At 73.2% G+C, this 26,184-nt stretch carries 24 protein-coding genes; 19 read left to right on the top strand and 5 right to left on the bottom strand.

Features of this window, described 5'->3' with window-relative positions:
* Positions 1–2 precede the first annotated feature (2 nt).
* Together ACQP2H_RS18900 and ACQP2H_RS18895 are read right to left on the bottom strand one after the other, a co-directional pair.
* Entirely contained in the window at positions 3–2,264 is a 2,262-nt protein-coding gene (locus tag ACQP2H_RS18900) for a cytochrome P450/oxidoreductase (RefSeq protein ID WP_219463066.1), read from the bottom strand.
* A 142-nt stretch (positions 2,265–2,406) separates the two neighbouring features.
* Positions 2,407–3,489 (bottom strand): NAD(P)-dependent alcohol dehydrogenase, encoded by a 1,083-nt coding sequence (locus ACQP2H_RS18895; protein ID WP_219463063.1) that lies wholly within the window; start codon positions 3,487–3,489, stop codon positions 2,407–2,409.
* A 73-nt stretch (positions 3,490–3,562) separates the two neighbouring features.
* Between ACQP2H_RS18895 and ACQP2H_RS18890 the strand changes: the two genes are divergently transcribed.
* The 12 genes from ACQP2H_RS18890 (at position 3,563) to ACQP2H_RS18835 (ending at position 17,083) form a co-directional block, all read left to right on the top strand.
* The gene (locus ACQP2H_RS18890; protein WP_357534169.1) at positions 3,563–5,032 is read left to right on the top strand and encodes an aldehyde dehydrogenase family protein; all 1,470 of its coding nucleotides are present in this window, start codon (positions 3,563–3,565) and stop codon (positions 5,030–5,032) included.
* Positions 5,029–5,460 carry a hypothetical protein gene (locus ACQP2H_RS18885; RefSeq protein ID WP_433228275.1) on the top strand — a complete coding sequence of 144 codons (432 nt, stop codon included), beginning with the start codon at positions 5,029–5,031 and terminating at the stop codon, positions 5,458–5,460. Before ACQP2H_RS18890 ends, ACQP2H_RS18885 begins: the two co-directional genes overlap by 4 nt.
* Entirely contained in the window at positions 5,361–6,344 is a 984-nt protein-coding gene (locus tag ACQP2H_RS18880; protein ID WP_433228274.1) for a PucR family transcriptional regulator, read from the top strand. Before ACQP2H_RS18885 ends, ACQP2H_RS18880 begins: the two co-directional genes overlap by 100 nt.
* A gap of 173 nt (positions 6,345–6,517) precedes the next feature.
* Positions 6,518–7,540, top strand: coding sequence for an alcohol dehydrogenase catalytic domain-containing protein (locus ACQP2H_RS18875; RefSeq protein ID WP_219463058.1), 1,023 nt, complete (start codon positions 6,518–6,520; stop codon positions 7,538–7,540).
* Positions 7,537–9,012, top strand: a complete 1,476-nt coding sequence (locus ACQP2H_RS18870) for an amidohydrolase family protein (protein ID WP_433228272.1) — start codon at positions 7,537–7,539, stop codon at positions 9,010–9,012. Before ACQP2H_RS18875 ends, ACQP2H_RS18870 begins: the two co-directional genes overlap by 4 nt.
* Positions 9,009–10,088: a BMP family ABC transporter substrate-binding protein gene (locus ACQP2H_RS18865; RefSeq protein ID WP_255597632.1), complete on the top strand. Its 1,080-nt coding sequence runs from the start codon at positions 9,009–9,011 to the stop codon at positions 10,086–10,088. Before ACQP2H_RS18870 ends, ACQP2H_RS18865 begins: the two co-directional genes overlap by 4 nt.
* A 37-nt stretch (positions 10,089–10,125) precedes the next feature.
* Positions 10,126–11,718 carry an ABC transporter ATP-binding protein gene (locus tag ACQP2H_RS18860; RefSeq protein WP_308290808.1) on the top strand — a complete coding sequence of 531 codons (1,593 nt, stop codon included), beginning with the start codon at positions 10,126–10,128 and terminating at the stop codon, positions 11,716–11,718.
* Positions 11,718–13,106 carry an ABC transporter permease gene (locus ACQP2H_RS18855; RefSeq protein WP_433228271.1) on the top strand — a complete coding sequence of 463 codons (1,389 nt, stop codon included), beginning with the start codon at positions 11,718–11,720 and terminating at the stop codon, positions 13,104–13,106. Before ACQP2H_RS18860 ends, ACQP2H_RS18855 begins: the two co-directional genes overlap by 1 nt.
* Entirely contained in the window at positions 13,103–14,017 is a 915-nt protein-coding gene (locus ACQP2H_RS18850) for an ABC transporter permease (RefSeq protein WP_208570019.1), read from the top strand. The genes ACQP2H_RS18855 and ACQP2H_RS18850 overlap by 4 nt, the downstream gene beginning before the upstream one ends.
* A gap of 279 nt (positions 14,018–14,296) precedes the next feature.
* Positions 14,297–15,241, top strand: coding sequence for an alpha/beta fold hydrolase (locus ACQP2H_RS18845; RefSeq protein ID WP_433228269.1), 945 nt, complete (start codon positions 14,297–14,299; stop codon positions 15,239–15,241).
* A 4-nt stretch (positions 15,242–15,245) separates the two neighbouring features.
* Positions 15,246–16,484, top strand: coding sequence for a sensor histidine kinase (locus ACQP2H_RS18840; RefSeq protein WP_433228267.1), 1,239 nt, complete (start codon positions 15,246–15,248; stop codon positions 16,482–16,484).
* On the top strand, positions 16,481–17,083 hold the full coding sequence (locus ACQP2H_RS18835) for a response regulator (RefSeq protein ID WP_433228266.1): 603 nt from the start codon (positions 16,481–16,483) through the stop codon (positions 17,081–17,083). Before ACQP2H_RS18840 ends, ACQP2H_RS18835 begins: the two co-directional genes overlap by 4 nt.
* 337 nt (positions 17,084–17,420) lie before the next feature.
* Here the strand turns inward: ACQP2H_RS18835 and ACQP2H_RS18830 are convergent, their stop codons facing one another.
* Positions 17,421–18,449 (bottom strand): aldo/keto reductase, encoded by a 1,029-nt coding sequence (locus ACQP2H_RS18830; RefSeq protein ID WP_433228264.1) that lies wholly within the window; start codon positions 18,447–18,449, stop codon positions 17,421–17,423.
* A 222-nt stretch (positions 18,450–18,671) separates the two neighbouring features.
* On the opposite strand from ACQP2H_RS18830, the gene ACQP2H_RS18825 reads away from it, so the two are divergent.
* From ACQP2H_RS18825 to ACQP2H_RS18815, 3 genes are all read left to right on the top strand, one after another.
* Positions 18,672–19,085 (top strand): VOC family protein, encoded by a 414-nt coding sequence (locus tag ACQP2H_RS18825; RefSeq protein ID WP_240762839.1) that lies wholly within the window; start codon positions 18,672–18,674, stop codon positions 19,083–19,085.
* Positions 19,073–19,525, top strand: a complete 453-nt coding sequence (locus ACQP2H_RS18820; RefSeq protein ID WP_433228262.1) for a nuclear transport factor 2 family protein — start codon at positions 19,073–19,075, stop codon at positions 19,523–19,525. Before ACQP2H_RS18825 ends, ACQP2H_RS18820 begins: the two co-directional genes overlap by 13 nt.
* Before the next feature lie 101 nt (positions 19,526–19,626).
* The gene (locus ACQP2H_RS18815) at positions 19,627–20,382 is read left to right on the top strand and encodes an IclR family transcriptional regulator (RefSeq protein ID WP_433228260.1); all 756 of its coding nucleotides are present in this window, start codon (positions 19,627–19,629) and stop codon (positions 20,380–20,382) included.
* Between the two features lie 21 nt (positions 20,383–20,403).
* On the opposite strand, the gene ACQP2H_RS18810 is transcribed toward ACQP2H_RS18815, so the two are convergent.
* Both ACQP2H_RS18810 and ACQP2H_RS18805 read right to left on the bottom strand, forming a co-directional pair.
* On the bottom strand, positions 20,404–21,213 hold the full coding sequence (locus ACQP2H_RS18810; protein ID WP_208570012.1) for an IclR family transcriptional regulator: 810 nt from the start codon (positions 21,211–21,213) through the stop codon (positions 20,404–20,406).
* A gap of 49 nt (positions 21,214–21,262) precedes the next feature.
* Entirely contained in the window at positions 21,263–22,594 is a 1,332-nt protein-coding gene (locus ACQP2H_RS18805; protein WP_433228258.1) for a hypothetical protein, read from the bottom strand.
* A 212-nt stretch (positions 22,595–22,806) separates the two neighbouring features.
* Between ACQP2H_RS18805 and fdxA the strand changes: the two genes are divergently transcribed.
* The 4 genes from fdxA to ACQP2H_RS18785 are packed head-to-tail and all read left to right on the top strand — an operon-like array spanning position 22,807 to position 26,178.
* Positions 22,807–23,118, top strand: a complete 312-nt coding sequence (gene fdxA, locus ACQP2H_RS18800) for a ferredoxin (RefSeq protein WP_219463032.1) — start codon at positions 22,807–22,809, stop codon at positions 23,116–23,118.
* On the top strand, positions 23,118–24,098 hold the full coding sequence (locus ACQP2H_RS18795; RefSeq protein WP_208570009.1) for an NAD(P)/FAD-dependent oxidoreductase: 981 nt from the start codon (positions 23,118–23,120) through the stop codon (positions 24,096–24,098). The genes fdxA and ACQP2H_RS18795 overlap by 1 nt, the downstream gene beginning before the upstream one ends.
* Positions 24,095–25,015, top strand: a complete 921-nt coding sequence (locus ACQP2H_RS18790; protein ID WP_219463030.1) for a fumarylacetoacetate hydrolase family protein — start codon at positions 24,095–24,097, stop codon at positions 25,013–25,015. The genes ACQP2H_RS18795 and ACQP2H_RS18790 overlap by 4 nt, the downstream gene beginning before the upstream one ends.
* Positions 25,012–26,178 carry a hypothetical protein gene (locus ACQP2H_RS18785; protein WP_219463029.1) on the top strand — a complete coding sequence of 389 codons (1,167 nt, stop codon included), beginning with the start codon at positions 25,012–25,014 and terminating at the stop codon, positions 26,176–26,178. The genes ACQP2H_RS18790 and ACQP2H_RS18785 overlap by 4 nt, the downstream gene beginning before the upstream one ends.
* The last annotated feature ends 6 nt before the right edge of the window (positions 26,179–26,184 follow it).

Genomic DNA, 26,184 nt, shown 5'->3' with positions numbered 1-26,184 from the left:
ACCTACAGGTCCAGCACCAACCGCTCCGAGTGGCACCGCCCGACGCAGATCATCATGCTCCGGCCGGCCGCGCGCTCCTCATCGGTGAGCAGCGAGTCGCGGTGCTCCGGTGTGCCGGCGAGCACCCGGGTCTCGCACGCGCCGCAGTAGCCCTTCTCGCAGTCGTAGGTCAGGCCCGGCACGACCTCGCGCAGCACGTCGATCATCCGGCGGTCCCTCGGCACCCGCAGGGTCGCCCCGGTCCGCGCCAGGTGCACCTCGAACTCGGTGTTCGCCGCCGGGTCGAAGGCGACCTCGAGGTCGTCACCGGCGGTGAACCGCTCGACGTGCAACTGCCCCGACCGGTCCGTCTCGGCGCAGACCCGCTCCACCGCGTCGATCATGCCGGTCGGTCCGCAGCAGTAGACGGCGGTGCCCGGCCCGGTGGCGTCGAGCAGCGCCCGCAGGTCGGGCAGGCCGGCCTCGTCCTGTGGCAGCAGGGTCACCCGGTCTGCGGCCAGCGCCGTCACCTCGTCGACGAAGGCCATCGAGGCGCGGGTACGCCCGCCGTACACCAGGTGGAACGGCACGCCCCGGCGGTCGGCCTCGCGGGCCATCGCCAGGATCGGGGTGATCCCGATGCCCCCGGCGAGGAAGAGGTAAGCGGGGGCGTCGACGAGCGGGAAGTGGTTGCGTGGGCCGCGTACCGAGAGGGCGACGCCCGCTCGGGCCAGCGTGTGCAGCTCCACCGAACCGCCCCGGCCGGCGGGCTCGCGCAGCGCCGCGATCCGGTAGTGCCGGGTGTCGGCCGGGTCGCCGCACAGCGAGTACTGCCGGACCCGCCCGGACGGCAGCCGCACCTCCAGGTGCGCACCCGGCGCCCAGGGTGGCAGTTCCGCGCCGGTCGGGTCGGCCAGGCATACCTCCAGCACCTCGTCGGTGGCGGTGGCGGTGGCCGCCATGACCAGTTCCCGGTCGCCGGTCAGGCTGGCGGTGGGCCGGGTCCCCGCCGCGTCGGCGTCGCGGCGGGGACCCGGGGTGAAGACGGCCGGGATCGCATCCCAACCGCTCTGGTTGCCCCGGGTGGGGTAGGCGACGAGGCCCTCCTCCACCACCCGGAAGTCGGGCAGCCGGGTGAGCACCTGCGTGATCATCTCGCGGAACATCAGCCGGGCCAGGTGGGCACCGGCGCAGCGGTGGCTGCCGATGCCGAAGCTCAGGTGCCGGGCGGCGTCGCGGTCCAACCGGAGCTGCTCGGGCTCGGGGAAGACGACGGGGTCGTGGTTCGCCGCGACCCAGGGGATCAGCACCCGCTCACCGGCGGCGACCGGGCAGCCGCCGACCTCGGTGTCGGTGCGGACGGTACGGGCCATCGACTGCGACGGGGCGAACACCCGCAGGAACTCGTCGGTGGCGGTGAGCAGCAGGTCGGGGGACTCGATCAGGCGTTGCCGGTCGTCGGGATGCCGGCTCAGGTGCACCAGGGTGGAGCCGGTCAGCGAGGTGGTGGTGTCCACCCCACCCGCGATCAGCAGCCCGATCACCGAGACCAGCTCGTCGGCGGCGAACAGCTCCCCGTCGGGGCGGCGCTGGGCGGCCAGGTAGCTCACCGCGTCGCCGGTCGGCACGGCCCGCCGCTCGACGATCAGCTCGCGGATGCGCTGGTCGAGGTAGGCCAGGCCGGCGGCCCCGCGTACGGCGCGTTCGCTGCCGGGCAGCGCGGCGAAGATGTCGTGGATCGGGCCGGCGAGCTTGGCCCAGTCGGATTCGGGGAAGCCCAGCCAGTCGAGGGTGACGGCGGCCGGCAGCGGGTTGGTCAGGTCGCGGACGAAGTCCACCGACCCCTCGGCGATGAAGGCGTCCACCACGCGGGTGGTGTGCCGGGCGACCATCGGGGCCAGCTCGGCGACCGCGTCCTGGGTGAGCAGCGGGTTGATCAGGTCGCGGTAGCCGGTCGCGGCGGGCGGGTCCAGCTCGATCGGGTACTGCTCCAGGCCGGGGCCCCGGGGGATGACGATGGCGGTGCCGTCACCCCCGGCGGTGGCGCGGGCGGAGGAGAAGGTGTCGTCGTCGCGGGCGATCCGGACCACGTCGGCGTACCGGGTGGTGTAGACGAAGCCGCCGTGCGCGTCGGTCCGGCCCACCGGGCAGGTCTGCCGGAACTCCCGGTAGTAACCCACCGGGTCGGTGTTGCACTCGGCCGAGTGGTGGTCGAAGGGCGCGACGGGCCGGTCTGCGGTCGCGGTCTGCGCGGCGGCCGGGGCGGTGCGCTGCTGTTCGGTCATCGGGACGTGCTCCACAGGTGCGGGACGCTGCGCGGTGTTGCCCAGCCGCGCCACTGGGTGTGGGTCTGACGCCAAGGGTAATGTCGCTCACATAGCGAGACAACGTTTCACGATAAGATGCAGAAACGTCGATGTCGGCCGGTCAGAGGGTCAGTACGGCCTTGCCGACCTCGCCGGACCGCAGCGCCGCCACCGCCTCGTTGATCTGCGTGAAGGGGAACCGGGTGATCAGGCGGTCCACCGGGAAGTTGCCGGCGGCGTGCAGGTCCAGCAGCTTGGGCAGGAACACCTGCGGGAGGCTGCTGCCGCCGATGATGCCGGTGATGCTGCGGCCGTTGAGCACGCTGCGCCACTCGAAGCTCATCTGCTCGCTCGGGCCGATCCCGACCACGCCGCAGCGGCCGAGCGGGCCGAGCGACTCGACGGCCAGGCGCAGCACGTCCTCCCGACCGGTGGTGTCGATCGCGACGTCGAAGCCGTGCGGGGCGATCGCGGTCAGCAGCTCGCGGGGGTCGCCGTCGGTGGAGTTCACCCCGTGGGTCGCGCCGAGCAGTCGGGCCGTGTCGAGCTTGCCGGCGTTGACGTCGACCGCCGCGACGACGGCGCAACCGGCCACCCGGGCGGCCAGGATCGCCGCGACGCCGACGGCGCCCGCGCCGAAGACGACGAGCGAGGAGCCGACCTCCGGGCGCAGCACGTTGAGCACCGCGCCGGCCCCGGTGCCGAAACCGCAGCCGAACGGGCCGACCACGCCCAGGTCGATCTCCTTGCTGATCGGCACCACCGCGCGGGCCGGGGCGACCACGTGGGTGGCGAACGACGACTGGCCCAGGAAGTGGCCGTTGACCTGCTGCCCGTCGCGGGAGAGCGCCGAGCTGCCGTCGGGTCGCCGGCCGGTGAAGTTGACCGCGTCGAACTGGCGGCAGTAGGCGGGGTTTCCGCCCCGGCACAGCGGGCAGTCGCCGCAGGAGGTGAAGCTCATCGCGACGTGGTCACCCGGCGAGACGCCGGTGACCCGCGCGCCGACCTGCTCGACCACTCCGCTGCCCTCGTGGCCGAGCACCGCCGGGGTGGGGAAGAAGTTGGCGAACTCCAGGTCGGTGGCGCAGATCCCCACGCTGTGCACCCGGACCAGCACCTCGTCCGGCCCGGGGTCGGCGAGGTCGATCTGCTGGAGGGTGAACGGCCCTCCAGCGTTCTCCAGCACCGCCGCTGTGATCCGCACGCGCCCTCCCTAGTGACTCACAAAGCGAGATTGCATCTTGACATGCGAAACGTAGAGGGTCAAGGATTCGCACATGGCTGACCTGGACATTCCCACCGCCCGCCAGCTCATCGACGGCGACTGGACCGCCGCCGCCGACGGCGGTGAGCTACCGGTGCTCGATCCCGCCACCCGGGAGACCATCCAGTCGGTGGCCCGCGCCCGCGCGGTCGACGTCGACCACGCCGTCGCCGCCGCCCGGCGGGCCGCCCCCGGCTGGGCGGCCACCTCGCCCAGCGAGCGCGGCGCGATCCTCTCGCGCTGGGCCGCGCTGATCGGCGAGCACGTCGAGGAACTCGCCGCGTACGAGTCGCGTGACGTGGGCAAACCCCGCTCCGGCGGGCGGCTCAACATGTACATCACCCAGGGCATCGTCGACTACTTCGCCGGGGCCGCGGACAAGCTCACCGGCGTCACCCTGCCCACCCGTACGCCTGACTACTTCGGCTACACCCGGCCCGAGCCGTACGGCGTCTGCGCGGTGATCATCCCGTGGAACGTGCCGGCCGTGCTCACCGCGGCCAACGTGGCCCCCGCCCTGGCCGCCGGCAACACGGTGGTGCTGAAGCCGTCCGAGGTCGCGCCGCTGTCGCCGTTCGCGCTGGCCGAGCTGGGCCGCCGGGCCGGGCTGCCGCCGGGCGTGCTCAACGTGGTCACCGGGCTCGGCCCCGAGGCCGGGGTCGCGCTCACCGGGCACCCCGACATCGACCACATCAGCTTCGTCGGCTCGACGGTGACCGGCCGGGCCGTCATGCGGGCCGCCGCGCAGCACCTGGTGCCGGTCAAGCTGGAGCTGGGCGGCAAGTCCCCGAACGTGGTCTTCGCCGACGCCGACCTGGACGTGGCGATCCCGGCGATCATCGCGTCGATCACCGAGAACGCCGGGCAGAACTGCTACGCCGGTTCCCGGCTGCTGGTCGAGGAGTCGATCCGGGCGCAGGTGGTGGAGCGGGTCGCCGCCGGCATGGCGGCCGTCCGGACCGGCCCCTGGGACCAGGACCTCGACATGGGCCCGCTGGTCAGCCAGGCCCAGTACGAGCGGGTCCGGGGCTTCCTGACCGAGGCCCCGGCCGCCGGGGCCCGGCTGGTCACCGGCGGCGAGCCGGCCACCGCCGCGTTCGACGACGGCTGGTACGTCGCCCCCACCGTCTTCGACCAGGTCGACTCGGACATGCGGCTGGTCCGCGAGGAGGTCTTCGGCCCGGTGCTGGCGGTGCAGGGCTTCCGGGGCGTCGACGAGGCGGTGGCGCTGATGAACGGCACCGACTTCGGCCTGCTGGCCTGCATCTGGACCAGTGACGTGTCCCGGGCGCTGCGGGTGGCCGGGCTGGTTCGCTCCGGGCAGGTCGCGGTGAACCAGTTCCACGACGCCGGGGTGATCGGCTTCCCGTTCAACATGCAGAAGGAGAGCGGCTTCAGCCGGGGCGGCGGCTACGCGGCGCTGCGCGAGTACACCCAGGAGAAGGCCGTCGCGGTCCGGCTGCTCGACCGACCGTCGGCGTGAGCCGATCGGGTGAGCTGGCGGCGGCCCGCCCACGGCTGGCCGTCGCCGCCGCGCCGGCGCCGGCCGCGTTCGCCCAGTGGCTCGCCGAACTCGCGTTCGGTGGCGCCGGCTGGCCGGAGCTGCTGGCCGCGGTGGCGGAGCGGACCGGCGCGGCCTGCCGGCTGGTGGCCGAATCGGGGGAGCTGCTCGCCGCCAGCGACGGCGCGGACGGCCCCCGTTGCGCCGCCACGCCGGACGACGTGCGCCGCGCCCTGGTCACCGGCCGGGCCGGAACGGGGTGCCGACCCTGGTCCGCTGCGTCGACGGGTGGACCGGTCGGGCGGTGGCGGTGGGTGCGGGGTCCCGCCGGCTCGGCGCGCTGCTGCTGGCCGAGCCGGTCGCGGCCGGGCAACTGGCGCTGGCGGGGGCCGCGACCACCGCACTGTTGATCGAGGCGGTCCGGCACGAGTCGCCGCCGCCTGCCGTCCGGGACGCCGCGACGGTGCTGCGGGCCCTGCGTGACGGCCTCGGCGACCCCACCGGGTCGCCAGCCGGACCCGCCGGGGGCGGGGCCGGGCTGCTCCGGGCGGGCGAGGCCGGCTTGCCGCAGGCGGGCGAGACCGGGCCGTCCGCTGCCGGCGGGGCCGGGCCACTGCGACCCGGGGAGGCCGAGCTGCTGCGGGCGGGTGCGGCGCACGGCTGGCGGTTGGACCAGCCGCACGCCGTCGCCGGGATCGCCTACACCGGGGCGCAGCAGCGCCGCTGGGCGTCGGCGCTGAGCTGGCTGGACCGGCCGGTGCTGGCCGAGGGGCGGCGGGCCTGGACCCTGCTGCACGGTGACGTGGAGCGCGAGGTGACCCGGCTGCGGGTCCGGTTGGACCAGATCGTGGGGGCCGGGCAGGTGCGGGTGGTCGCCGGTGCGCTGGTGACCGGGCCGGCCCGGACGGCGGAATCGTTCCGGGACGCGGACCGGCTGCTGCGGCTGCTGCTGCGCGCCCCGGACGAGCGCGTCGAGCTGCCGTTCGGGCAGGCGGGGCTGGCGCAGGTGCTGTTGGCCGTGCCGGACGAGCGGTTGCGCTGGTTCGTGCACCGGCACCTGGGGCCGATCGCGCACCGCGACGACCTGCTGCGCACCCTGGACTGCTGGTTGGCGACCGGGGGCAGCCGGCAGGCGGTCAGCGAACGGTTGCACCTGCACCGCAACTCGGTGGGCTACCGGGTCGGTCTGATCAAGCGGCTGTTGGGGGTCGACCCGCTCGATCCGCAGACGGTCGCGGTGCTGCGTACGGCGTTGGCCGCGCGGGAGTTGCTGGCCGCGTCCGAGGCCGGTTGATCCCCTGGTGGGTGGCCTGTGAACGGCCTGGACGACCTGCTTCGTTAACCGTTCCGCCTCTTTTGCGGCAAGCCGTTGACACGCCGCCGCGCCGCAGGCAGAGTACGTCTCCAAGCAACGAGAATCACAATGCAAGACGCCATATTGACTGGTAGACCATGGGGGAGGTTGCGATGCGGGCGATGGTCCAGACCGGTTTCGGGGGGCCCGAGGTGCTGAGCCTGCGGCACCTGCCCGACCCCGAGCCGGGCGCCGGCGACGTGGTCGTCCGGGTGCACACCGCCGCCCTCAACCGCCTCGACCTGCTCCAGCGGCGCACCGCCCTGCTCCCCGGCTTCGCCCTGCCCCACGTCGGCGGCATGGACGTCGCCGGGCAGGTCGACGCCGTCGGGCCGCAGGTCACCACGGTACGCCCCGGCGACCGGGTGCTGATCGACCCGACCATCGGCTGCGGAGCCTGCGCCACCTGCAAGAACGGCCAACCGGGCTACTGCCCGACACTGGCCGTGGTCGGTGGCAACCGCCCCGGCGGGTTCGCCGAGTACGTCACCGTCCCGGCCACCGTCGTGCACCGGGTGCCCGCCCACGTCGACCTCGCCGACGCCGCCGCGCTGCCCACCGCGTGGAGCCTCGGCTGGCACGCCGTGCACCGCGTCGGTGAGGTCCGCGCCGGGGAGTGGGTGCTGGTGCAGGCCGCCACGAGCGCGGTCAGCATCGCCGCCATCCAACTCGCCCGCCGGGCCGGCGCCCGGGTGCTCGCCGTGGCGCGTACCGAAGCCAAGCGGGCCGTCGCCGCGGACCTCGGCGCGGACGTGCTCGACCTCGACGACCACACCGTGGAGCGGGTGCTCGAGCACACCGACGGTCACGGCGTCGACCTGGCCGTCGACCACGTCGGCACCGCCACCTGGGCCACCTCGCTGGCCAGCCTGCGCACCGGCGGTCGGATCGTGCTGCTCGGCAACACCACAGGCGACCAGGTCAGCTTCTCCCTCTCCGACGTCTACCGGCGCGGGCTGCGGCTGCTCGGGGCCGGGGCGTACAGCCCGGCGGACTTCGCCGACATGCTCGACGCCTACTTCACCGGTGGCCTGCGGGTGGTCCGGGGCGCGGAATACCGGCTGGCCGACCTGACCGAGGCGTACGCCCGGCAGGAGTCCGGCGACCTCATCGGCAAGATCCTCGTCCGGCCATGACCACCACCCCGACGGCGGGCACCGCCGACCTCCGCCCGGCCGACCTGCTGATCGTCGACGCCGAGATCGTCACCATGGCGGCCGACCGGGCGGTCGTGCCCGGTGGCACGATCGCCGTGGTCGACGGCCGGATCGCCGCGATCGGCCCGGCGGCGACGCTACGGGCGGCGTACCCGGGCAGTCCCGAACTCGACGCCACCGGCTGTGTGGTCGTCCCCGGCCTGGTCAACGCCCACCAGCACACCACCGCCGACCCGCTGGTGCGCAGCAGCATCCCCGACGACGTCCCGGCCCAGCAGGCGATCTTCGACTGGATCGTGCCGCTGCACAGCGCGGTCACCGGCGACGACGACGAGTTGTCGGCCACCCTCACCGCCGTCGAGTCGCTCAGCTACGGGGTCACCACCCTGCTGGAGCCCGGCACGGTGGCGCACCCGCTGCGGGTCGCCGCCGGGCTGCGTACCGCCGGCATCCGGGCCCGGGTCGGCGGCTGGGGCTGGGACGCCCCCGACGTGCCCTACGCCCGGCCGGCCGCCGACACCCTCGCCGTGCAGGCCGACACCGTCGCCGCCCTGGCCGGCGACCCGCTGGTCACCGGCTGGATCACCCTGGTCGGGCACGACCTGGTCAGCGACGCGCTGTTCACCGGCGCGGCGGAGCTGGCCGACCGGCTCGACGTGGGCATGACCTGGCACCTGTCGCCCGGCCCCGAGGACGCCGCCGCCTACGCCGCCGCCGGCCGGGCCCGGCCGGTGCGGCACCTGGCCGACCTCGGCGTGCTGGGCCCCCGGCTGCTGCTCGGCCACGCGGTGTGGCTCGACGACGCCGAGGTCGACGCGCTCGTCGAGACCGGCACCGCGGTCGCCTCCTGCCCGGGGGCCTACCTGCGGCTCGGCCAGGGTTTCACCCGGGCCGGCCGGCACACCGCGCTGCACCGGGCCGGCGGTCGGCTCGCGCTGGGCTGCGACTCGCACAACGCCGGGGACACCCCGGACCTGTGGCGGGCCGCCCGACTCTTCGCCGGCCTGGAGCGGGACCGGGGCGTTCCCGACCCGCTGCGCGCCGACGAGGTCTTCGCCCTGGCCACCGTCGACGGCGCCGCAGCCGTCGGGCTGGCGGCGCAGACCGGCTCCATCGAGGTCGGCAAGGTCGCCGACCTGGTGCTGCTCGACACCCGGACCATCCCCTGGACCCCGCGCGGTGACCTGCCCACCCAGCTCGTCTGGGGTGCGGCCGGGCACACCGTCCGGGACGTTCTGGTCGACGGCCGGCTGGTGGTCCGCGACCGGCGGATCACCACCGTCGACGTCGACGCCCTGCGCGAGGAGGCCGCCCAGCGTCGGGCCGCCCTGCTGCGCCGGGTCGGCATCGACATCCCCCCTCGCTGGCCCACCGTGCCAGCGACCGAGTTCTCCGCGCGCCGGTCCGTGCCGGGCCGTGCGCCGACCCCACGTGAAGGGAAAGCACCATGACAATGAGGATTGGTCGGGGTCCGGCGGCGCTGCTCGCCGGGGCGCTGGGATTCGCCCTGGTCGGTTGCGCGAGCAACGACGCGACCGCACCGTCGGCGGCCGGTTCGGCCAGCAGCGGTACGGCCCCCGCCGGGCAGCCGGATGCCAACGGCGACGGCAAGGTCGTCATCGGGGTGCTCAGCCCCGGTGACATCAACGACAACGGCTACTACGAGAGCTTCGTGATCGGTGCCGAGAAGTTCGCCACCGAAAAGGGCTGGCAGGTCATCAAGCGCGGCAACGTGCCGCCGACCGAGGCGCTCAGCGCCGCCCGCGCGCTGTGCCAGCAGGGCGTGGACATGGTGGCGCTCGGGGCGTCCGAGCTCAAGGACGCCATCCCGGCCTCCGAGGAGCCGGTCTGCGCCAAGACCTCCTGGTACGTGCCGTCGTCGGAGAACATCCCGCAGAGTCCCCGGGTGACGCTGTCCAGCGACGACCCCAACCAGAGCATGCTCGCCGCCGGGTACGCCACCGGCCTGGTCATGCAGCAGAAGAACGCCACCAAGGCCGGGTTCGTCACCGGTATGGAGGCCGACTTCTCGGTCAACGCCGCCAAGGCGTACAAGGCGGGCATCCGGATGGTGGTGCCGAACGCGACCCTGGTGACCACCTACACCGGTGACTTCAACGACTCGGCGAAGGCCCGGGAGGCCGTCCAGGCGCAGATCAGCCAGGGCGTCAAGGTCGTCTACCCGTACCTGGGTGGGGCCACCGACGCCGCCGCCAAGCTGGCCAACACCGGCGGTGCGCTCACCCTGACCCCCGGCACCGACCGGTGTGACTCGACCGACCCGCGCTTCGACATCTCGGTCATCTTCGACCCGGGCGCGTACTTCGCCGCCGCGCTGGAGCTGTTCGCCAAGGGTGAGATGACCCTCGGCACCACCAAGAAGTGGGAGCTGGGCAAGGACCCGTACCCGGCCGTCAAGATCTGCAAGGCGACCCCGGAGCAGACCCAGAAGATGGACGCCTTCGTCGCCGACGTGGCCAGCGGCAAGACCGACACCGCCGCGACGGTCGCCAAGCTCGGCTCCTGATTCCCGCTGCCCGACGACCAACGAGGTGAAACGGACTGTGGACGTTGACGACCAGCTGACGCCGGCTCTCACCCTGCGCGGAGTCAGCAAGCGTTACGGTCCGGTCGTCGCCTGCGACGCCGTGGATCTCGCCGTACGACCCGGCGAGATCCACGGCCTGCTCGGCGAGAACGGGGCCGGAAAGTCGACCCTGATGAAGATCCTGCTCGGGTTGGTGCACCGCGACGCCGGCACCATCACGCGCGGCACCGAACCGGTCGAGATCGACAGTCCGCAGGTCGCTGCCGACCTCGGGCTGGGCATGGTGCACCAGCACTTCAGCCTGATCGAACCGCTCACCGTCTGGGAGAACGTCATCCTCGGCGACACCGGGCGGATCGACCGGGCGGCGGCCTGCGCCCAGGTCGAGGAGGTGTCCCGCCGCTACGGGCTGCCCATCGACCCGAACGTGCGGGTCGACCGGCTCTCCGCCGGGGAACGGCAACGCGTCGAGCTGATCAAGTGCCTGCGCCGTGACCCGTCCATCCTGATCCTGGACGAGCCGACGTCGGTGCTCACCCAGGCCGAGTCGGCGGAGCTGTTCACCGTGCTGCGCCGGGTGGTGCAGGCGGAACGGCGGGCGGTCATCCTGATCAGCCACAAGCTCGCCGAGATCATGGCGGCCACCGACCGGGTGACCGTGCTGCGGCGCGGCGCGGTGGCGTTCCACGGCGCGACGAAGGACACCACCGCCCAGCAACTCGCCCGGCAGATGGTCGGCCGGGAGGTGTCGTTGCAGTCCGAGAGCGCGGCGCTGGGCCTGCTGCCGGTCGAGCGCCCCGCGCCGGTCGGCGAGGCCGACGGGGCGGTGGTGCCCCCGACGGCCCCCGGCCCGGCCGCGCAGGACGAGCCCGCGGCGTTGCGGCTGCGGGAGGTCACCCTGCTCATCGGCGGCCTGCCGGTGCTGGACCGGCTCAGCCTCGACGTGGCCCCCGGCGAGATCGTCGGCCTGTACGGCGTCGAGGGCAACGGTCAGGCCACCGTCGGTGAGCTGCTGTCCGGGCTGCTCGTCCCCGACTCCGGCACCGTCGAGATCGACGGCCGGCCGGTCGACCTGGTCCGCCCCGGCGCTCTGCACCACGCCGGCCTCGGCATCGTGCCCGAGGACCGGCACCACTCCGGTGTGGTGCTGGACATGAGCGTCGCCGAGAACCTGGTGATGAAGTCCCTCGCCGGAGTGACCACCCGGGGGGTGCTCAGCCGGCGGCGGATGCACAAGATCGCCCAGCAGCAGATGACCGAGTTCAACATCGTGGCGCCCTCCCCGGACACCCCGCTGCGCAGCCTCTCCGGCGGCAACCAGCAGCGGGTGGTGCTGGCCCGGGAGCTGTCCGCCGGCCCGAAGGCGCTGGTCGCCGCCCAACCCACCCACGGGCTGGACGTCGGCGCGATCGAAGACATGTACGTGCGGCTGCGGCAGGCCGCCGCGGAAGGGGTGGCGGTGTTGCTGATCTCCACAGAGTTGGAGGAGGTGATGGCCCTGGCCAACCGGATCGCGGTGATCTCCTCCGGCCGGATCGTCGGGGTGCTCCCCACCGCCGAGGCCACCGCCGAGCGGCTCGGCATGCTGGTCGGCGGGGTGAGTCACTGATGGCCACCCTCGGTATCGACGGCACCGGCCAGCGGCTGCTGCGCCGGCTCAACCCCGGCCCCGGCGGCTGGCAGGTCGGCCTCGCCACCGTCGCCACGATCGGCGTCGCGCTCGGCCTGTCCGCCCTGCTGATCGCGGTCACCGGCGGCTCGCCGACCGCCTCGACCAAGGCTCTCTACCAGGGCAGCATGGCCTCCCCGGCGGCCTGGTCCACCTCCCTGCTCTATGTCGCGCCGCTGCTGCTGGTCGCGGTCGGGGCCTGCGTCAGCGCCCGCTCCGGCTTCTTCAACATCGGCCAGGAGGGGCAGGTGCTGATCGGCGCGCTCGCCGGCGCGTGGGTCGGCCTGCGGCTGGCCGTACCCGGACCGCTGCTGCTGGTCCTGGTGCTGCTCGCCTCGGTGGTCGGCGCCGGGATCTGGGCCGGGCTCAGCGCCCTGATGTACCGGTTCCGGGGCGTCAACATCGTGGTGAGCACGATGCTGATGACGTTCCTCGCCCAGCAGCTCATCTCGTTCGCGGTGAACACCCCGTGGCTGCTCCAGGAGTCCCGGCTCGGCCGGGGCACGCTGTCCCCGCAGTCCAACCCGGTGCCCGAGAACGCCCGGCTCACCTCCCTGGGCGAATACCCGAACCTCCAGCTCAACGGGGGTCTGGTGCTGGCCGTCATGGTGGCGGTCGTGCTGGCGCTGGTGATGGCGCGTACCCGCTGGGGTTTCCGGTTGAAGATGGTCGGCCTCAACCCGGCGACGGCCCGGCACGCGGGTGTGCGGGTCGGTGCCCTCGGCGGCATCGCGCTGGCGATCTCCGGGGCGCTGGCCGGTCTGGCCGGTGCGCTGCTGCTGACCAGCCCGGTCGGCACCAACCGGTTGCAGCCGGGGATGTCGCTCAACATCGGCTGGGACGGCCTGCTGGTCGCCCTGGTGGCCCGGAACAATCCGCTGCTGGCCATCCCGGTGGCGGTGCTGTTCGGCGTGCTGCGGGCCGGCGGCAGCTTCCTGGCCGCCACCGGCGTGCCGTCGTTCCTGGTCGACGTGGTCAAGGCGCTGCTGGTGCTGGCCTTCGTCGCACCCCCGGTGGTGATCGGCATGCTGCGCCGACGTCGCCTGGCCGACGAGCCGTCGACCCCCACCTCCACCCCGACGGCACCGACCGCCGCCGCTGCCACCCCGGCGACTCCGGTCGCCACCACCCCGACGGCTCCGGTGGCCGCTGCCGCGTCGACCGACCCGGCCTCCGGGTCGTCCCCGGTAGACCCGGTTGCCGGGTCGGACCCGGCCGGATCGGCGGCGTCGGTGCCCGGACCCCGGGCCGCCGCGTCGCCACCGGCGGACCCCGGCGACGCCGGGACCGCCGGCACCAAGGACGCCATGGAAGGCAGGTTGGCATGAGCGCCGCCGACAACATCGCCACCATCCTCTCCAGCGGGGCCCGGCTCACCGTGCCCCTGGCCTTCGCCGCCTGCGGGGAGTACGTCGCCCAGCGCGCCGGCACCCTGAACATCTCCGTCGAGGCGATGATGCTCGGCGCGGCGTTCGGCTCGATCGCGGTCGCCAGCGCCACCGGCAGCGCCACCATCGGCCTGGTGGCCGGCGCGCTGGTCGGGGTGGCGGTGGCGTTCGTGCACGGCATCCTGTCGCACCGGGTGCAGATCAACACGTTCGTCGTCGGCCTGGTGCTCAACGCGCTCGTGCTGGGCCTCACCAGCTACCTGATCACGGTGAGCACCTTCACCGGCCACCAGGTCTGGCAGGTGGACATCCCCGTGCTGCGCGACATCCCGATCGTCGGCCCGATGCTGTTCGTCCAACGCTGGCCGGTCTATCTGCTGCTCGCGGTGATCCCGCTGACCTGGTGGCTGGTCGAGCGCAGCCGGTGGGGGCTGGAGCTGCGGGCGGTGGGGGAGAACCCGCAGGCCGCCGACGTCAGCGGGATCGAGGTCAACAAGCGACGGCGACAGGCGCTGCTCTGGTGCGGGCTGCTCGCCGGGCTGGGCGGGGCCTACCTGGCGGTCGGCGAGGTCGGCTCGTTCAACCAGAACATGACCGCCGGCCGGGGTTACCTGGTCATCGCGGCGGTCATCTTCGGGGCGTGGCGGTTGGGCCGTACCCTGATCGGCTGTGTCGTCTTCGGCCTGGCCGACGCGATGCGGCTGGCGCTGCCGGCGCTGGGGGTCACCATGAACTCGCAGCTGCTGATCGCCGCGCCCTACCTGCTGGCCCTGCTGGCGATGCTGGTGTTCGCCACCACCCACCGCGAACCCCGGGCGCTGGCCCAACCGTTCCAACGCGGCACCACCTGACGGGGGACTCCCCGACTCCAGGTCCGCCCACACGGCGCAGCGGCCACCCTCCTCCGGTGGCGGTCGCTGCGCCGTGTGGGTTTCCGGGTCGGCACCCGCCCGCCGTGGTGGTCGTATCTCGTTGATCACGAGGACCCGGGGGTCCCGGGGGCATACCATGACTTTTTGTCACGACCGGTCGTGACAGCAGGACACTTCCGCAGCGCCTCGCGCGCTTGATTGGCTGGTCAGGCATCACGGGAGCGATCCGGATGCGCCGCCGATCCGAAATGAGAACCCATGCGTAAGCCCCTGCGAGTCGTGCTCACCACCCTCGGTGTCCTGGTCGCCGTGCCGGTGCTCCTGCTCGCGACCACCGCCGTGGTGAACGTCGTGGCGACGAAGTCGGAAGCCTCCTCGATCACCCGTTACGGGCAACTCGTGCCCGTGGACGGCAAGCAGATGAACGTGGTGGTCGAGGGCAACGGTGTCGAGACGATCGTGCTGCTGCCCGGCCTCGGCACCGCCGCCCCCGCGCTCGACTTCCAGCCGCTGATCACGGAACTGCGGAGCACCTACCGGGTCGTCGCGGTCGAACCGTTCGGCACCGGCCTGAGCGACCCCACCGACACCGACCGCACCGCCGCGAACATCACCCGGGAGGTGCACGAGGCGCTGCGGCACCTCGGCATCGACCGCTACGTGCTGATGGGCCACTCGATCGCCGGGATCTACGCGCTGACCTACGCCGCCAGCTACGCCGACGAACTCGTCGCCTTCGTCGGTATCGACAGCAGCGTCCCCGACCAGCCCGGCTGGGACGACCCGATCCCCACCGGGGTGATCGTCGGCCTGAGCAAGCTCGGCATCACCCGGGCGCTGGCGGCGATCACCGACGACCCGTACGCGGGCCTGCCCTACGACGAGCGGACGAGGAAGCAGCTGCGGTTGCTCAGCGCGAAGAACGCGGCGGCCCCGACGATGGTGAACGAGATGGAGCACGTCTCGGCGAACTTCGCCGCGGTCAGCGGGAAGACCTTCCCGAAGGGGCTGCCCGTCCTGCTGTTCGTCCGGTCGAACGACACCGACGTGGCGGACTGGGTCGCCCTGCACGAGCGGCAGGCGGCGAGCGTCGACACCGGTCAGGTGGTCCTCCTGACCGGCGACCACTACCTGCACCACACGCTGTCGCCGGAGATCGCCCAGCAGACCAGGGCTTTCCTGACGGCCCGGTCGCTACGCTGAGCCGGTGACGGACACCTGGCAGGGTGCGCCGGGAGTGGCCGCCGACCTGCGGGCGATGCGCCTGTTCACGGTGCTCTCGCTGGGGCTGGGCATGCTGATCGGTGGCGTCGTGCAGGTGCTGCTCGGGGTCGGCGTGGCCAGCGGCCCACGGACGGTCGCCCTGGTGGTCGCGACGGCCGCCGCCGTCCTGGCCGGGCTAGCCGCGATTCCCCTGCTGCTGCGGGGCCCCGACGAGGTGCCGCCCGGCCATCCGCTCGTCCTGGTGCTGCTGGCGCTGTCCGGCGCGGTGTGGGTGCTGGCCGTCGTGCCACCGTTCGCCGGCTGGGGGTGGGCGTTCACCCTGGCGACGGCGGGTGGGGTGCTCAGTTGTCTGGTCCGGGGCCGGTGGCGGGCGACGGTGATCCTCGGCTCCTGGGCCGTGATCGGTCTCGGCGGCCTGGTCGGCGTGCTGGCCCCGTCGCGCGTCGGGCCGCCGCCCGACGCGGTCGCCGACGCCATCGTGCTCAGCACCCTCGCGGTGTTCACCCTGCTGCCGCTGAGCGCGGTCTGGGTGCAGCAGGTGGTGCTGCGCCTGGAACACGCCCGCCGGCTCGCCTCCGATCTGGCGGTGGCTCAGGAGCGGCTCCGGTTCGCCACCGACCTACACGACATCCAGGGCCACAACCTCCAGGTGATCGCGTTGAAGAGTGAACTGGCGGAGCGGCTGCTGCCCGGCCAGCCCGAGCGGGCCGGCGGGGAGATCGCCGAAATCCGCCGGATCGCGCAGGTGGCCCTCGACGACACCCGCGCCGTCGTCAACGACTACCGCACCGTCACCGTCGCGACGGAGGCGCGCAACGCGGCGGCGGTGCTGCGCTCCGCCGGCATCCGGTGTGCGGCCCACATCGGGACACCGGACCTGCCGGTGGCCCTCGGCGCGGTGTTCGCCGTCGCGATCAGGGAGGCGGTGACGAACGTGCTCCGACACAGCCGGGCGACCGAAGCCACCATCGCACTCGTCCGGGTCGCGGCGGAGTACCGGCTGACCGTCACCAACAACGCCGCGGGCGTGCCGCGTCCGGACGGAACGGGCCTGGCCGGCCTCACCCAACGCGTCGCGGCCCAACGCGGGACGGTCGAGACCACCCGCGAGGACGACACCTTCACGCTGACCGTCCGCATCCCGGTGCCCGCCGCCGACGCGCCGGGGCCCGCTGCGCAGGAGCCGACCCCGCCGGGGAGACGACGGGGGACCCGCCGGTGATCCGGATCGTGATCGCCGACGACGAGGAACTCATCCGGGGCGCGCTGGTGGCGTTGCTCTCCCTGGAGGCCGACATCGAGGTCGTCGCGGACGTCGCCGACGGCGAGGCCGCCGTCGCGGCTGCCGTCGCCCACCGGCCCGACCTGACCCTGCTCGATCTCGAAATGCCCGGACTCGACGGGGTCGACGCCGCCCGACGACTGCTGGGTCTCGTCGCGACGCAGGCCGTCATCGTCACCCGACATGCCCGACCGGGGACGCTGAAGCGTGCGCTGAGCGCCGGGGTGCACGGCTTCGTGCCGAAGTCCACCCCGGCGTCGGAGCTGGCCAGGATCATCCGGTCGGTCGCCGCCGGGGAGCGCTACATCGACGCCCGCCTCGCCGCGTCGGCACTGACCGAGCAGGAGAGCCCGCTGACGCCCCGGGAGATCGACGTGCTGAGGCTGACCCGGGACGGCCTGCCCACCAAGAACATCGCGCGGCAGCTCGGCCTGGCCCACGGCACCGTCCGCAACCACATCTCGTCCGCGATGGCGAAACTGGACGTCGATTCGCGCACCGCCGCCGCCACGATCGCCTGGGAGCAGGGGTGGATCTGAGCACCCGTCGCCTCTGCTTTTCGCTCGTCGCCTTTGCTGTCGCTGTTTCGCCGATATAGCGGTATCGAAGCGCCGTCGACACCGCAACATCGGCGACACTGAGTCGATCACGTGACCCCACTGCTGCTGCTGGCTGCCCGCTGCCCGTGGCCGACGGGCAAGATCGTGCTAGTTCCTGGTTGTAGTGGCCTCCGGGCGAGGCCACTACAACCGGGTTCGAGCGCGATCTTGGGGCGCAGACCCCGCTGACCGCCTCGCTGACCGCCCCGGCGGCGGCTCCGCCGACTGCCCGTGCGGCAACCTCCGCCGACCGCCCCAGCGGGTGTCGGTGGGGACGTCAGGGGCGGCGGCGCAGGGTCGGGTCGGTCAGCGCCGGCACCCGGTAGCCGGCGTCGGCCGGGTTGACGTCGTGACCCGGCTGGACCAGCGCGTCGATCCGGTCCAGCACGTCGGCCGGCAGCCCGGCGGGCTCCCCGGCGGGCAGTTGGCTGCGGAGCTGGGTCAGGGTGCGCGGCCCGATGATGGCGCTGGTGACCGCCGGGTGGCTCAGCACGAAGCCGAGCGCCAGCTCGATCAGCGTGAGGCCGCTCTCGTCGGCGAGCGTGGCCAGCTCGTCGACCAGGGCGAGTTTGCGGTCCCGGGCGGCGGCGTCGCGGAAGTCGAAGTGGTCGCCGTTGCGCCCGGCGCGGGAGTCGGCGGGTACGGCCGTCGACCGGTACTTGCCGGTCAGCCAGCCGCCGTTGAGCGGGCTGAACACCAGTACGCCGAGCCGGTGCCGGGTGCTGGTGGGCAGGGCGGCGGCCTCGACGCCCCGGGTCAGGATGGAGTAGCCCAGCTGTTCGGTGGTGAAGCGTTCCCGCTGTCGACGCTCGGCCACCCACTGCGCCTCGACGATCTGCTCGGCGGGGAACGCCGAGGTGCCGATCATCCGTACCTTGCCCTCCCGGACCAGGTCGGACAGCGCGCCGAGGGTCTCGTCGACGTCGGTCAGCGGATCGGGCCGGTGCACCTGGTAGAGGTCGATCCAGTCGGTGCCCAGCCGGCGCAGGCTGCCCTCCACCGCCTGCCGGATCCAGCGGCGGGAGTTGCCGCGCCGGTTACGGTCGTCCCCCATCGGCTCGTGGAACTTGGTGGCCAGCACCACGTCGTCGCGCCGGCCGCGCAGCGCCCGGCCGAGGATCTCCTCGGACTCGCCGTGGGCGTACACGTCGGCGGTGTCGACCAGGTTGATCCCGGCGTCGAGCGCCTCGGCGACGATCCGGTGGCACTCCTGCTCGTCGGTGTTGCCCCAGGCGCCGAACATCATGGTGCCGAGGCAGAGGGTGCTCACCTCGACCCCGGTCCCGCCCAGTCTGCGGTACTGCATGATCCGATCGACCTCCCGTACGCGATGTGCCCCCACGCTGGCACGTCGGCCGGCCGCCGGCACCGTCCCGGCGCGTCGAAGCGGACGCGCCGGCTTTGTGTCCCCGGCACATCGACCCCGCCGCCGAACAGTGAATAGGCTGGTGAACGCGATAGTGATGGACATTTCGGTACGGTGGAGGTAACAGTGGCGACCGGCCTGACCCAAGCCCGATGGACGCATGTGGCGTTGCCTACCGGCGACCTCGACAAGGCGATCTCGTTCTACACCACACTCACCCCGCTGGTGGTCGTGGAGCGGTTCGCCGACGCCGACGGGGAGAGCGTCTGGCTCTCCAACGACAAGCAGGTCGAGACCCCGTTCGTGCTGGTGCTGGTCTCGTTCAACAAGGACAAGGGCGGCCAGCTCGGTCTGCTGCACCCGTTCGCGCACATCGGCATCGAGGTGCCGCAGCGGTCGGACGTCGACGAGATCGCCGGGCGGGCCCGCGAGCTGGGTTGCCTGCACTGGGAGCCGCGCCAGATGCCGCCGCCGGTCGGCTACATCTGCGCGCTGAAGGACCCCGACGGCAACGTCATCGAGATCTCCCACGACCAGCAGGTCTTCGACACCGTGCGGCGTCGGTGGGGGAGCTGACCGCAGCGTCCACCCGCGCCGCCGTCCAGCGGTATCTGGCGGCGCTGAACGCCCACGACGCCGATGCCGTGGCCGGCTGCGTCAGCGCCGACTTCGTCAACGAGCACACCGCCGCCCTCGGCCGGACGGTGGTCGGCCGGGCCCGCTACCGGGCCCGGCTCGACGGCTTCCTGGCCGAGTTCGTCGACCTGCGCTACGAGGTGGAGGAGCTGCTGGTCGACGGCGACCGGGCGGCGGTGGCGTACCGGATGTCGTTCCGGCTGGCCTCGGCCGGCCGGGCACCGGTGCGCATCCGTGGCGTGTTCCGGTTCCGGGTCGACGCCGACGGCCTGATCGCCCACCGGGTCGACTACTGGGACAGCGGCGAGGTGCACCGTCAGCTCGCGGGCGCACCCGAACCGCCGCCCGTCCCCGGTTCGGGGGCGGGCGGCCCGGCGTAGCCGGCTTCCGGATCCGGCGTGCGGTGGTGTCCGTGTCGCCGGATCCGGTCCGTGCTCGGTAGAGTTCGCCTTTCGGTGGACGGCGAGTGCGAGGTGACGCGGTGACGGGCGGAGTCGACGAGTCGGCCGGTGACGCGCCGGCGATCCAGACGGTGCAGCGGGCCGCCACGATCCTCCAGGCGTTCTCCGTCGAGCGGCCCCGGCTCAGCCTGGCTGAGTTGACCGCCGACCTGGCGATCAGCCGGGCCACCGCGCACCGGTACGCCCGCGCGCTGCGGGCGGCCAACCTGCTGCGCTTCGACGTGGCCACCGCCACCTACACGCTCGGGCCGCAGGTGCTGGCGATGGAGGCCGCCGCCCGTGCGGCGCTGCCCATCGTCACCGCCGCCGAGCCGTACCTGGACCGGCTCACCCGGCTGACCAACCAGACCTCGGTGCTGAGCGTGTGGAACGGCGAGGTGCCGACGGTGGTCCGCTGCATGGACAACACCAGCGGTGACGTGCGGTTGAGTGTGCGTACCGGCTCGCCGTTGGATCTGCTGCGCTCGGCGCAGGGTCGGGTGTTCTGTGCCTACCTGTCGGCCGCCGAGGCGCCTGCGGTGGCCCGCCAGTTGCGGCTGTCGGCGGGGCTGCGGGCGGTCGTCGAGCAGGTCCGCCGGGACGGTTTCGCCGCCAACTCCCCGGAGGATTTCGGGGTACGCGTGCTGGCCGCGCCGGTGTTCGAGCGTACCCAGGTGGTGGCTGCCCTGGCCGTGCTGGGGACCAGCACGACGCTGTCCGGCGCGGTGGAGGCGGCTGCGGCGGACAGCGTTCGGCTGGTGGCGCGGGAGTTGTCCGAGGCGCTCGGCGCGAGCTGACGCCCGGGGTCTGCCCGCCCGTCAGCGGTGACCGTTGCTGCCGACCGGGGGGTGGTGGCCGTTGCCGCCACTGCCCAGCTCGGCGGTGACCAGGGCGGCGACGCGTTGCAGGGCGATGGCGAGCGCGCTGTCGGTGCCCTCGGGCACCGAGGTGGTGGTGCCGACGATGGCCATGGCGGCGATCAGGGTGCTGCCCCGGAAGATCGGCGCGGCGATGCTGCGGACCCCGTTGGCCGAGGGCGTGTTGGCCGAGATGCCGGTGCGTCGGATCTTGTCGACCTCCCGGCGCAGCTCGGCGGAGGCGGCGATCTCGGCGGCCAGCCCCGGGACGTCGGCCTCGGGGAGGAAGGCGCAGAACACCCGGCCCTGGGCGGACTCGGTGCGCGACAGCCGGGAGCCGGTGCGCACGCTGACCCGGATGACCCGGTCGGTGTTGTCGTCGGCGCGGACCACCACGGCGGTGTCGCCGTCCCAGACGCTGAGCACGACGGTCTCGTCGATCTCGCGGACCAGTTGCTGCATGCGCGGGCCGGCGATGCTGATGACCGGCATCGCCGCGCGGGCGGCGGCGGAGAGGGTCAGGATCTGCGGCCCGAGGGAGTAGAGTCCCTCCCGCTCGTCGTAGCGCAGCAGGTTGCTCTCCCGCAGCGCCTTGGTGTAGCGGTGCGCGGTGGCCTTGCTGGTGCCGAGGCTGGCGGTGAGTTCGTTGAGGCTCAGGCGCGGACGTGCCGCCGTGAACGCGTTGAGGATGACCGCCGCGCGCTGCACGGTCTGGATCGCCGGTGAGCTGGGATCAGCGCTCTTGACCGGCGAAGGGGCATCGTCCGCCATCTGGATTCCTTTGTGCGCAGAGTGAGACAGTATCATGGCATATGACACGTCAGCCTGTCGATGCCTGCTGGTGGCGTAGCGCGATGTCGGCGTACAACCGGGCGAAGCGCATCAGTTCCGGCACCGCATACCTTTCCCGTCGCGGATCGGTCGGATCGGGCGGGAGCGCCGGTGGCCCCAGCCGTACCGTAGGCACCCCCCGTCGCCGCAGCACCACCCCGTCGGTCGAGCCGGTCCAGCCGCGCACCGGTGGGGCCGGCCGGCCGAACGCGGCGAGCCAGGCTTTCCCGGCGTGCCGGCAGATCGGTGCGTCCGCTGCGGTGGCGGCGGACGGGTGGGCCGGGTGGCCGGTCACCGTCACCCCGCAGCCGGCGAGGGGAGTGTCGCGCAGCCGCCGGGTCAGGGTCGCCCGCAGCGCGTCGGTGATCTGCCGCGGGTCGTCGCCGGGCACCGTGGTCAGGTAGAGGTGGATGTCGACCACCCCGGGCAGCAGGTCGGGTTTGCCCGGTTGGCCGGCCCGGACCGCCCCGATGCCCAACTCCGCGCCGACCGGTGCGTCCGGGTCGGCCCGACGGGCCAGGTGTGCTTGCCGGAATTCCTCCAGCGCCTCGACGAGCACGCCCAGGTGGACGAGCAGCCCGCCGGGGGGCGTGGCGGTGTCCCGGAACAGGGCGGGATGGAACCCGCTGGTCAGCCGTACCCGCAGGAACATCGCCCCGGGCTCGGCGGTGAGGATGCCCGGGCTGGTCTTGGCCACGATCGCGGCGGCCGGCAGTGGCCGGTCGTCCAGGTGGTGGAGCACCCCACCGACGGTGGGGGCCGGCGCGACCCCGTCGTCCGGCCCGGCGGTGGGATCGTCGCGGTGGGTGCCGGTGGCGGCGAGCAGCAGGGTCAGCCGGTGCGGCCGGCCGGCGGCCCGGCAGGCCTCGGCGGCGGCGGCGTAACCGACCAGGGCGGCGGCGGCGGCCGCCCGGGCCACCCCGAGACCGAAGCCGCTGACCACCTCGCGGGCCGGGCCGGACAGCTCCAGCGCGGGGGCGGGGGTCCGTCGGCCGGTGATCGGGGCGTCGAAGTCGGTGGCACCGGTCAGCGAGGTGTCCAGGTGCGAGTAGATCAACAACTCGGGGCGGTCGCCGAGGTCGGAGCCGCCGACCAGGTTGGCGCTGTCCGGCGTGGTCGCCGTGCGCGGCACCGGGTCGACCCGCCAGGACAGCTCGGGCCAGCGGGTGGCGGCCCAGTCGGCGACGCGGTGCGCGGTGGCCCGTTCCCGGCCGTACGGGGTCGGCTGCGCGGTGAGCGCCGCCAGGGCGTCGAGCAGGGTGGCCTCGTCGACCGCCCGTTCGGCGGCGTGGCGCAGGGTCGCCGGCACCTCGTCGTCCATCCGGTTCCTCCCGCCTGCGTGACTTCATTCAAGATGACGTCTCGTATGTTGACATACTCTGGGCCAGGTCTCTAGCGTGGCCTGACACCAAACGACATCGCCCCCGCATCCGGCGACGTCGCGGAACGGGCCCGGCACGCCGGATCGGCTGCGCGCCCCGACCTGCCGCGTCGGCTCGGATGTGGCCGGCCGACCCAACCGCAGGAGGACCGATGGCCTACGTGGTCACCGACGAATGTGTGGACGTACAGGATCGGTCCTGCGTCGAGGAATGCCCGGTGGACTGCATCTACGAGGGCGACCGGATGATGTACATCAACCCGGACGAGTGCGTCGACTGCGGGCGCTGCGAGCCGGTCTGCCCGGTCACCTCGATCTTCCACTTCGACGACCTGCCCGCCGACCGGGCCCGGTTCGGCCCGATCAACGCCGAGTTCTTCTCCGAGATCGGCACCCCGGGCGGCGCCCGCAAGATCGGCCGGGTCGGCCACGACCACCCGGCCGTCGCGGAAAGCGCCAGCTGATGGCCGAGCGGCACGAGGTCGACCTCGCGATCGTCGGCGCCGGCCCGGCCGGGCTCTACGCCACCTACTACGCCGGCTTCCGCGGGATGAGCGTGGCGGTGATCGACTCGCTGCCCGAGGCCGGCGGGCAGATCGCCGCCCTCTACCCCGAGAAGGCGATCTACGACATCGCCGGACTGCCCGCCGTTCGGGGCCAGGAACTCGTCGACGCCCTGCTCACCCAGGCCGCCACCGCCAAGCCGACCTTCCTGCTCGGGCAGAGCGCCATCGAGCTGACCTGCGCCGAGGACCACGTGCTGATCGGCACCGACACCGGCACCGAGGTCCGGGCGGCCGCCGTGCTGCTGACCGCCGGCATCGGCACCTTCACCCCCCGCGAGCTGCCGGTCGGCAGCGGTCACCTCGGCCGGGGGCTGCGCTACTTCGTACCCCGGCTCGAGGAACTCGCCGGGCAGGAGGTCGTGGTGGTCGGCGGCGGCGACTCCGCCGTCGACTGGGCGCTGGCCCTGGAGCCGTACGCCAGCAGCGTCACCCTGGTGCACCGGCGACCGCAGTTCCGTGCCCACGAGCACAGCGTCACCCAGCTGCACGACTCGACCGTGCGGGTGCTCACCCCGTACGAGGTCTGCGGGATCGACGGGGAGCAGCACATCGAGGCGGTGCAGATCGCCGAGGTGCGCGGCGAGGGCCGCCAGACGCTGCCCGCCCAGGCGGTGGTGGCCGCGCTCGGCTTCATCGCCGACCTCAGCGCGATGGAGCAGTGGGGGCTGGAGATGCGTCGCCGGCACATCGCGGTGGACCGGTCGATGCGCACCAACCTGCCCCGGGTCTTCGCCGCCGGCGACATCACCGACTACGACGGCAAGGTACGCCTCATCTCGGTCGGCTTCGGTGAGGCCGCCGCCGCCGTCAACAACCTGGCTCCGCTGGTCAACCCGGCGCTCGGCACCGTTCCCGGCCACTCCTCGGACGCGGCATGACCGCCCCGGGGCCCGCCGACGCGCACCTGGTGGTCACCCGGTACGGGCTGGGCCGGATCGTCGGTGACGACGTCGAGCTGCTCGACCTGCCGTACCCGGACGTGGCGGCCATGCTGCGCGCCGGACTCGGCTTCACCCCGGCCGTCGAGGCCCGGGTCCGGCGGCGGCTGCCGCTGGAGACCCTCGTCGGCGACCTGCGCGCCCCGCTGTCCGGCACCCGGGCGGTGTGGGGGGTCGGGCTGAACTACCACTGCAAGGCCCGGACCACCGGACGGGCGCTGCCCACCCGACCGGTGCTCTATCTCAAGTCGCCAAGCGCCGGCTCCGGCCCGGGGGACACCGTGCCGCTGCCCGGCTCGGTCAGCGAACAGTCCGACTACGAGGGTGAGGTCGCCCTGGTCGTCGGTACGCGGATGCACCACACCCCGGCCGGGCAGGTCTGGGCGCACCTCGCCGCGATCACCGCCGCCAACGACCTGACCGCCCGGGACGTGATGGCCGCCACCGGCAACCCCACCCTGGCCAAGAGCTTCCCCGGCTTCGGCGCCCTGGGCGCCTCGGTGCTCGGCCTCGGCGCGGTCGCCGACCGGGAGGCCATCGGGGTACGCACCACCGTCAACGGGGAGCTGCGCCAGCAGGCCAGCACCGCCGACCTGATCTTCCCGGTGCCCGACCTGCTCGCCTGGATCACCAGTTACGTGGTGCTGGAGCCCGGTGACGTGGTGCTCACCGGCACCCCGACCGGCACCGGCCAGGACCGGGGCTGCTTCCTGAGCCCCGGCGACCAGGTCGAGGTCACCGTCGCCGGGGTGCTGCCCCTGCGTACCCGGTTCCGTGCCGAGGGCCCGGACCATCCCGCGCCGGCCGCCGTCAGCGCGTCGACCTACTCGCTTCGCACAGAGAGCCCGATGTCATGAGTGAGAATTCCGACCGATACGACCTGGTGCTGGCCGGCGGCCAGGTGTTCGACGGCGAGACCGGGGCCAGTCGGGTAGCCGACGTCGCGGTCACCGGCGACCGGGTGGCCCGGATCGCGCCCGGCCTCGCCGCCGACGCCGACCGGGTGATCGACTGCACCGGGCAGTACGTGCTGCCCGGCCTGGTCGAGGCGCACACCCACATCTTCGCCGAGGTCTCCAAGGTCGGTGCCCCGCCGGACGAGGCGCACCTGCACCGGGGCGTCGTCGCCGCCTGCGACGCCGGCACGGTCGGCGCGTCCACCTTCGCCGCGTTCGAGAAGTACGTCGCCGTCCCGGCCCGGATGCGGCTGGTCAACTTCCTCAACGTCTCGGTCCTCGGCCTGATCGACTTCCGGTTCGGTGAGCTGATCAACCCGGGCACGCTGGTCCCGGAGGACGCGCTGGCGGTGGCCGAGGCGAACCCGCACCGGGTGCGCGGTTTCAAGATCCGGCTCTCCGAGGACGTCGTCGGGATGGACTGGCGTCCGCTGCTCAAGCGGTCCCTGGCGCTCGCCGCCGAGGCCGGCCTGCCGCTCATGATCCACATCGGGGAGACGCCGGAGCCGCTGCCGGTGATCCTGCCCCTGCTGCGCCCTGGCGACGTCGTGGCGCACTGCTACACCGGCAAGCCGTACGGCATCCTCAACGACGGCACCGTGCTGCCCGAGGTGTACGCCGCCCGGGAGCGCGGGGTGCTGTTCGAGTCCGCCCACGGCAAGAGCAATCTCAGCTTCGCCGTCGCCCGCCCGGCGATCGAGCAGGGCTTCCTGCCCGACGTGGTCACCTCCGACACCAGCGCCCGCAACTGGCGCGGCCCGGTGTTCGACCTGGTCACCAGCATGGCCAAGTTGCGCGCGATGGGGATGACCCTGGAGCAGCTGGTGCCCCGGGTGACCTCCGCACCGGCCCGGCTGACCGGCCTGGAGGCCGAGGGCTACGGCAGCCTGGTCGAGGGCGGCCCGGCCCACGTCACCGTGCTGGCCGAGGCCGAGGAGGCGGTGCTGCCCGACGCCGCCGGCAACAAGATCACCGCGCCCCGGCTGGACCCGGCCGTGGTACTGCTCGCCGGTGAGCAGGTGCCGACCGTGCCGTGGCGCGGCCTGCCCGCCACCGGGGCGTGACCCGCT

The organism is Micromonospora sp. CA-248260, from assembly GCF_050942205.1.
Classification (GTDB): Bacteria; Actinomycetota; Actinomycetes; order Mycobacteriales; family Micromonosporaceae; genus Micromonospora; species Micromonospora antibiotica.
This window is presented reverse-complemented; position numbering and strand designations above follow the sequence as displayed.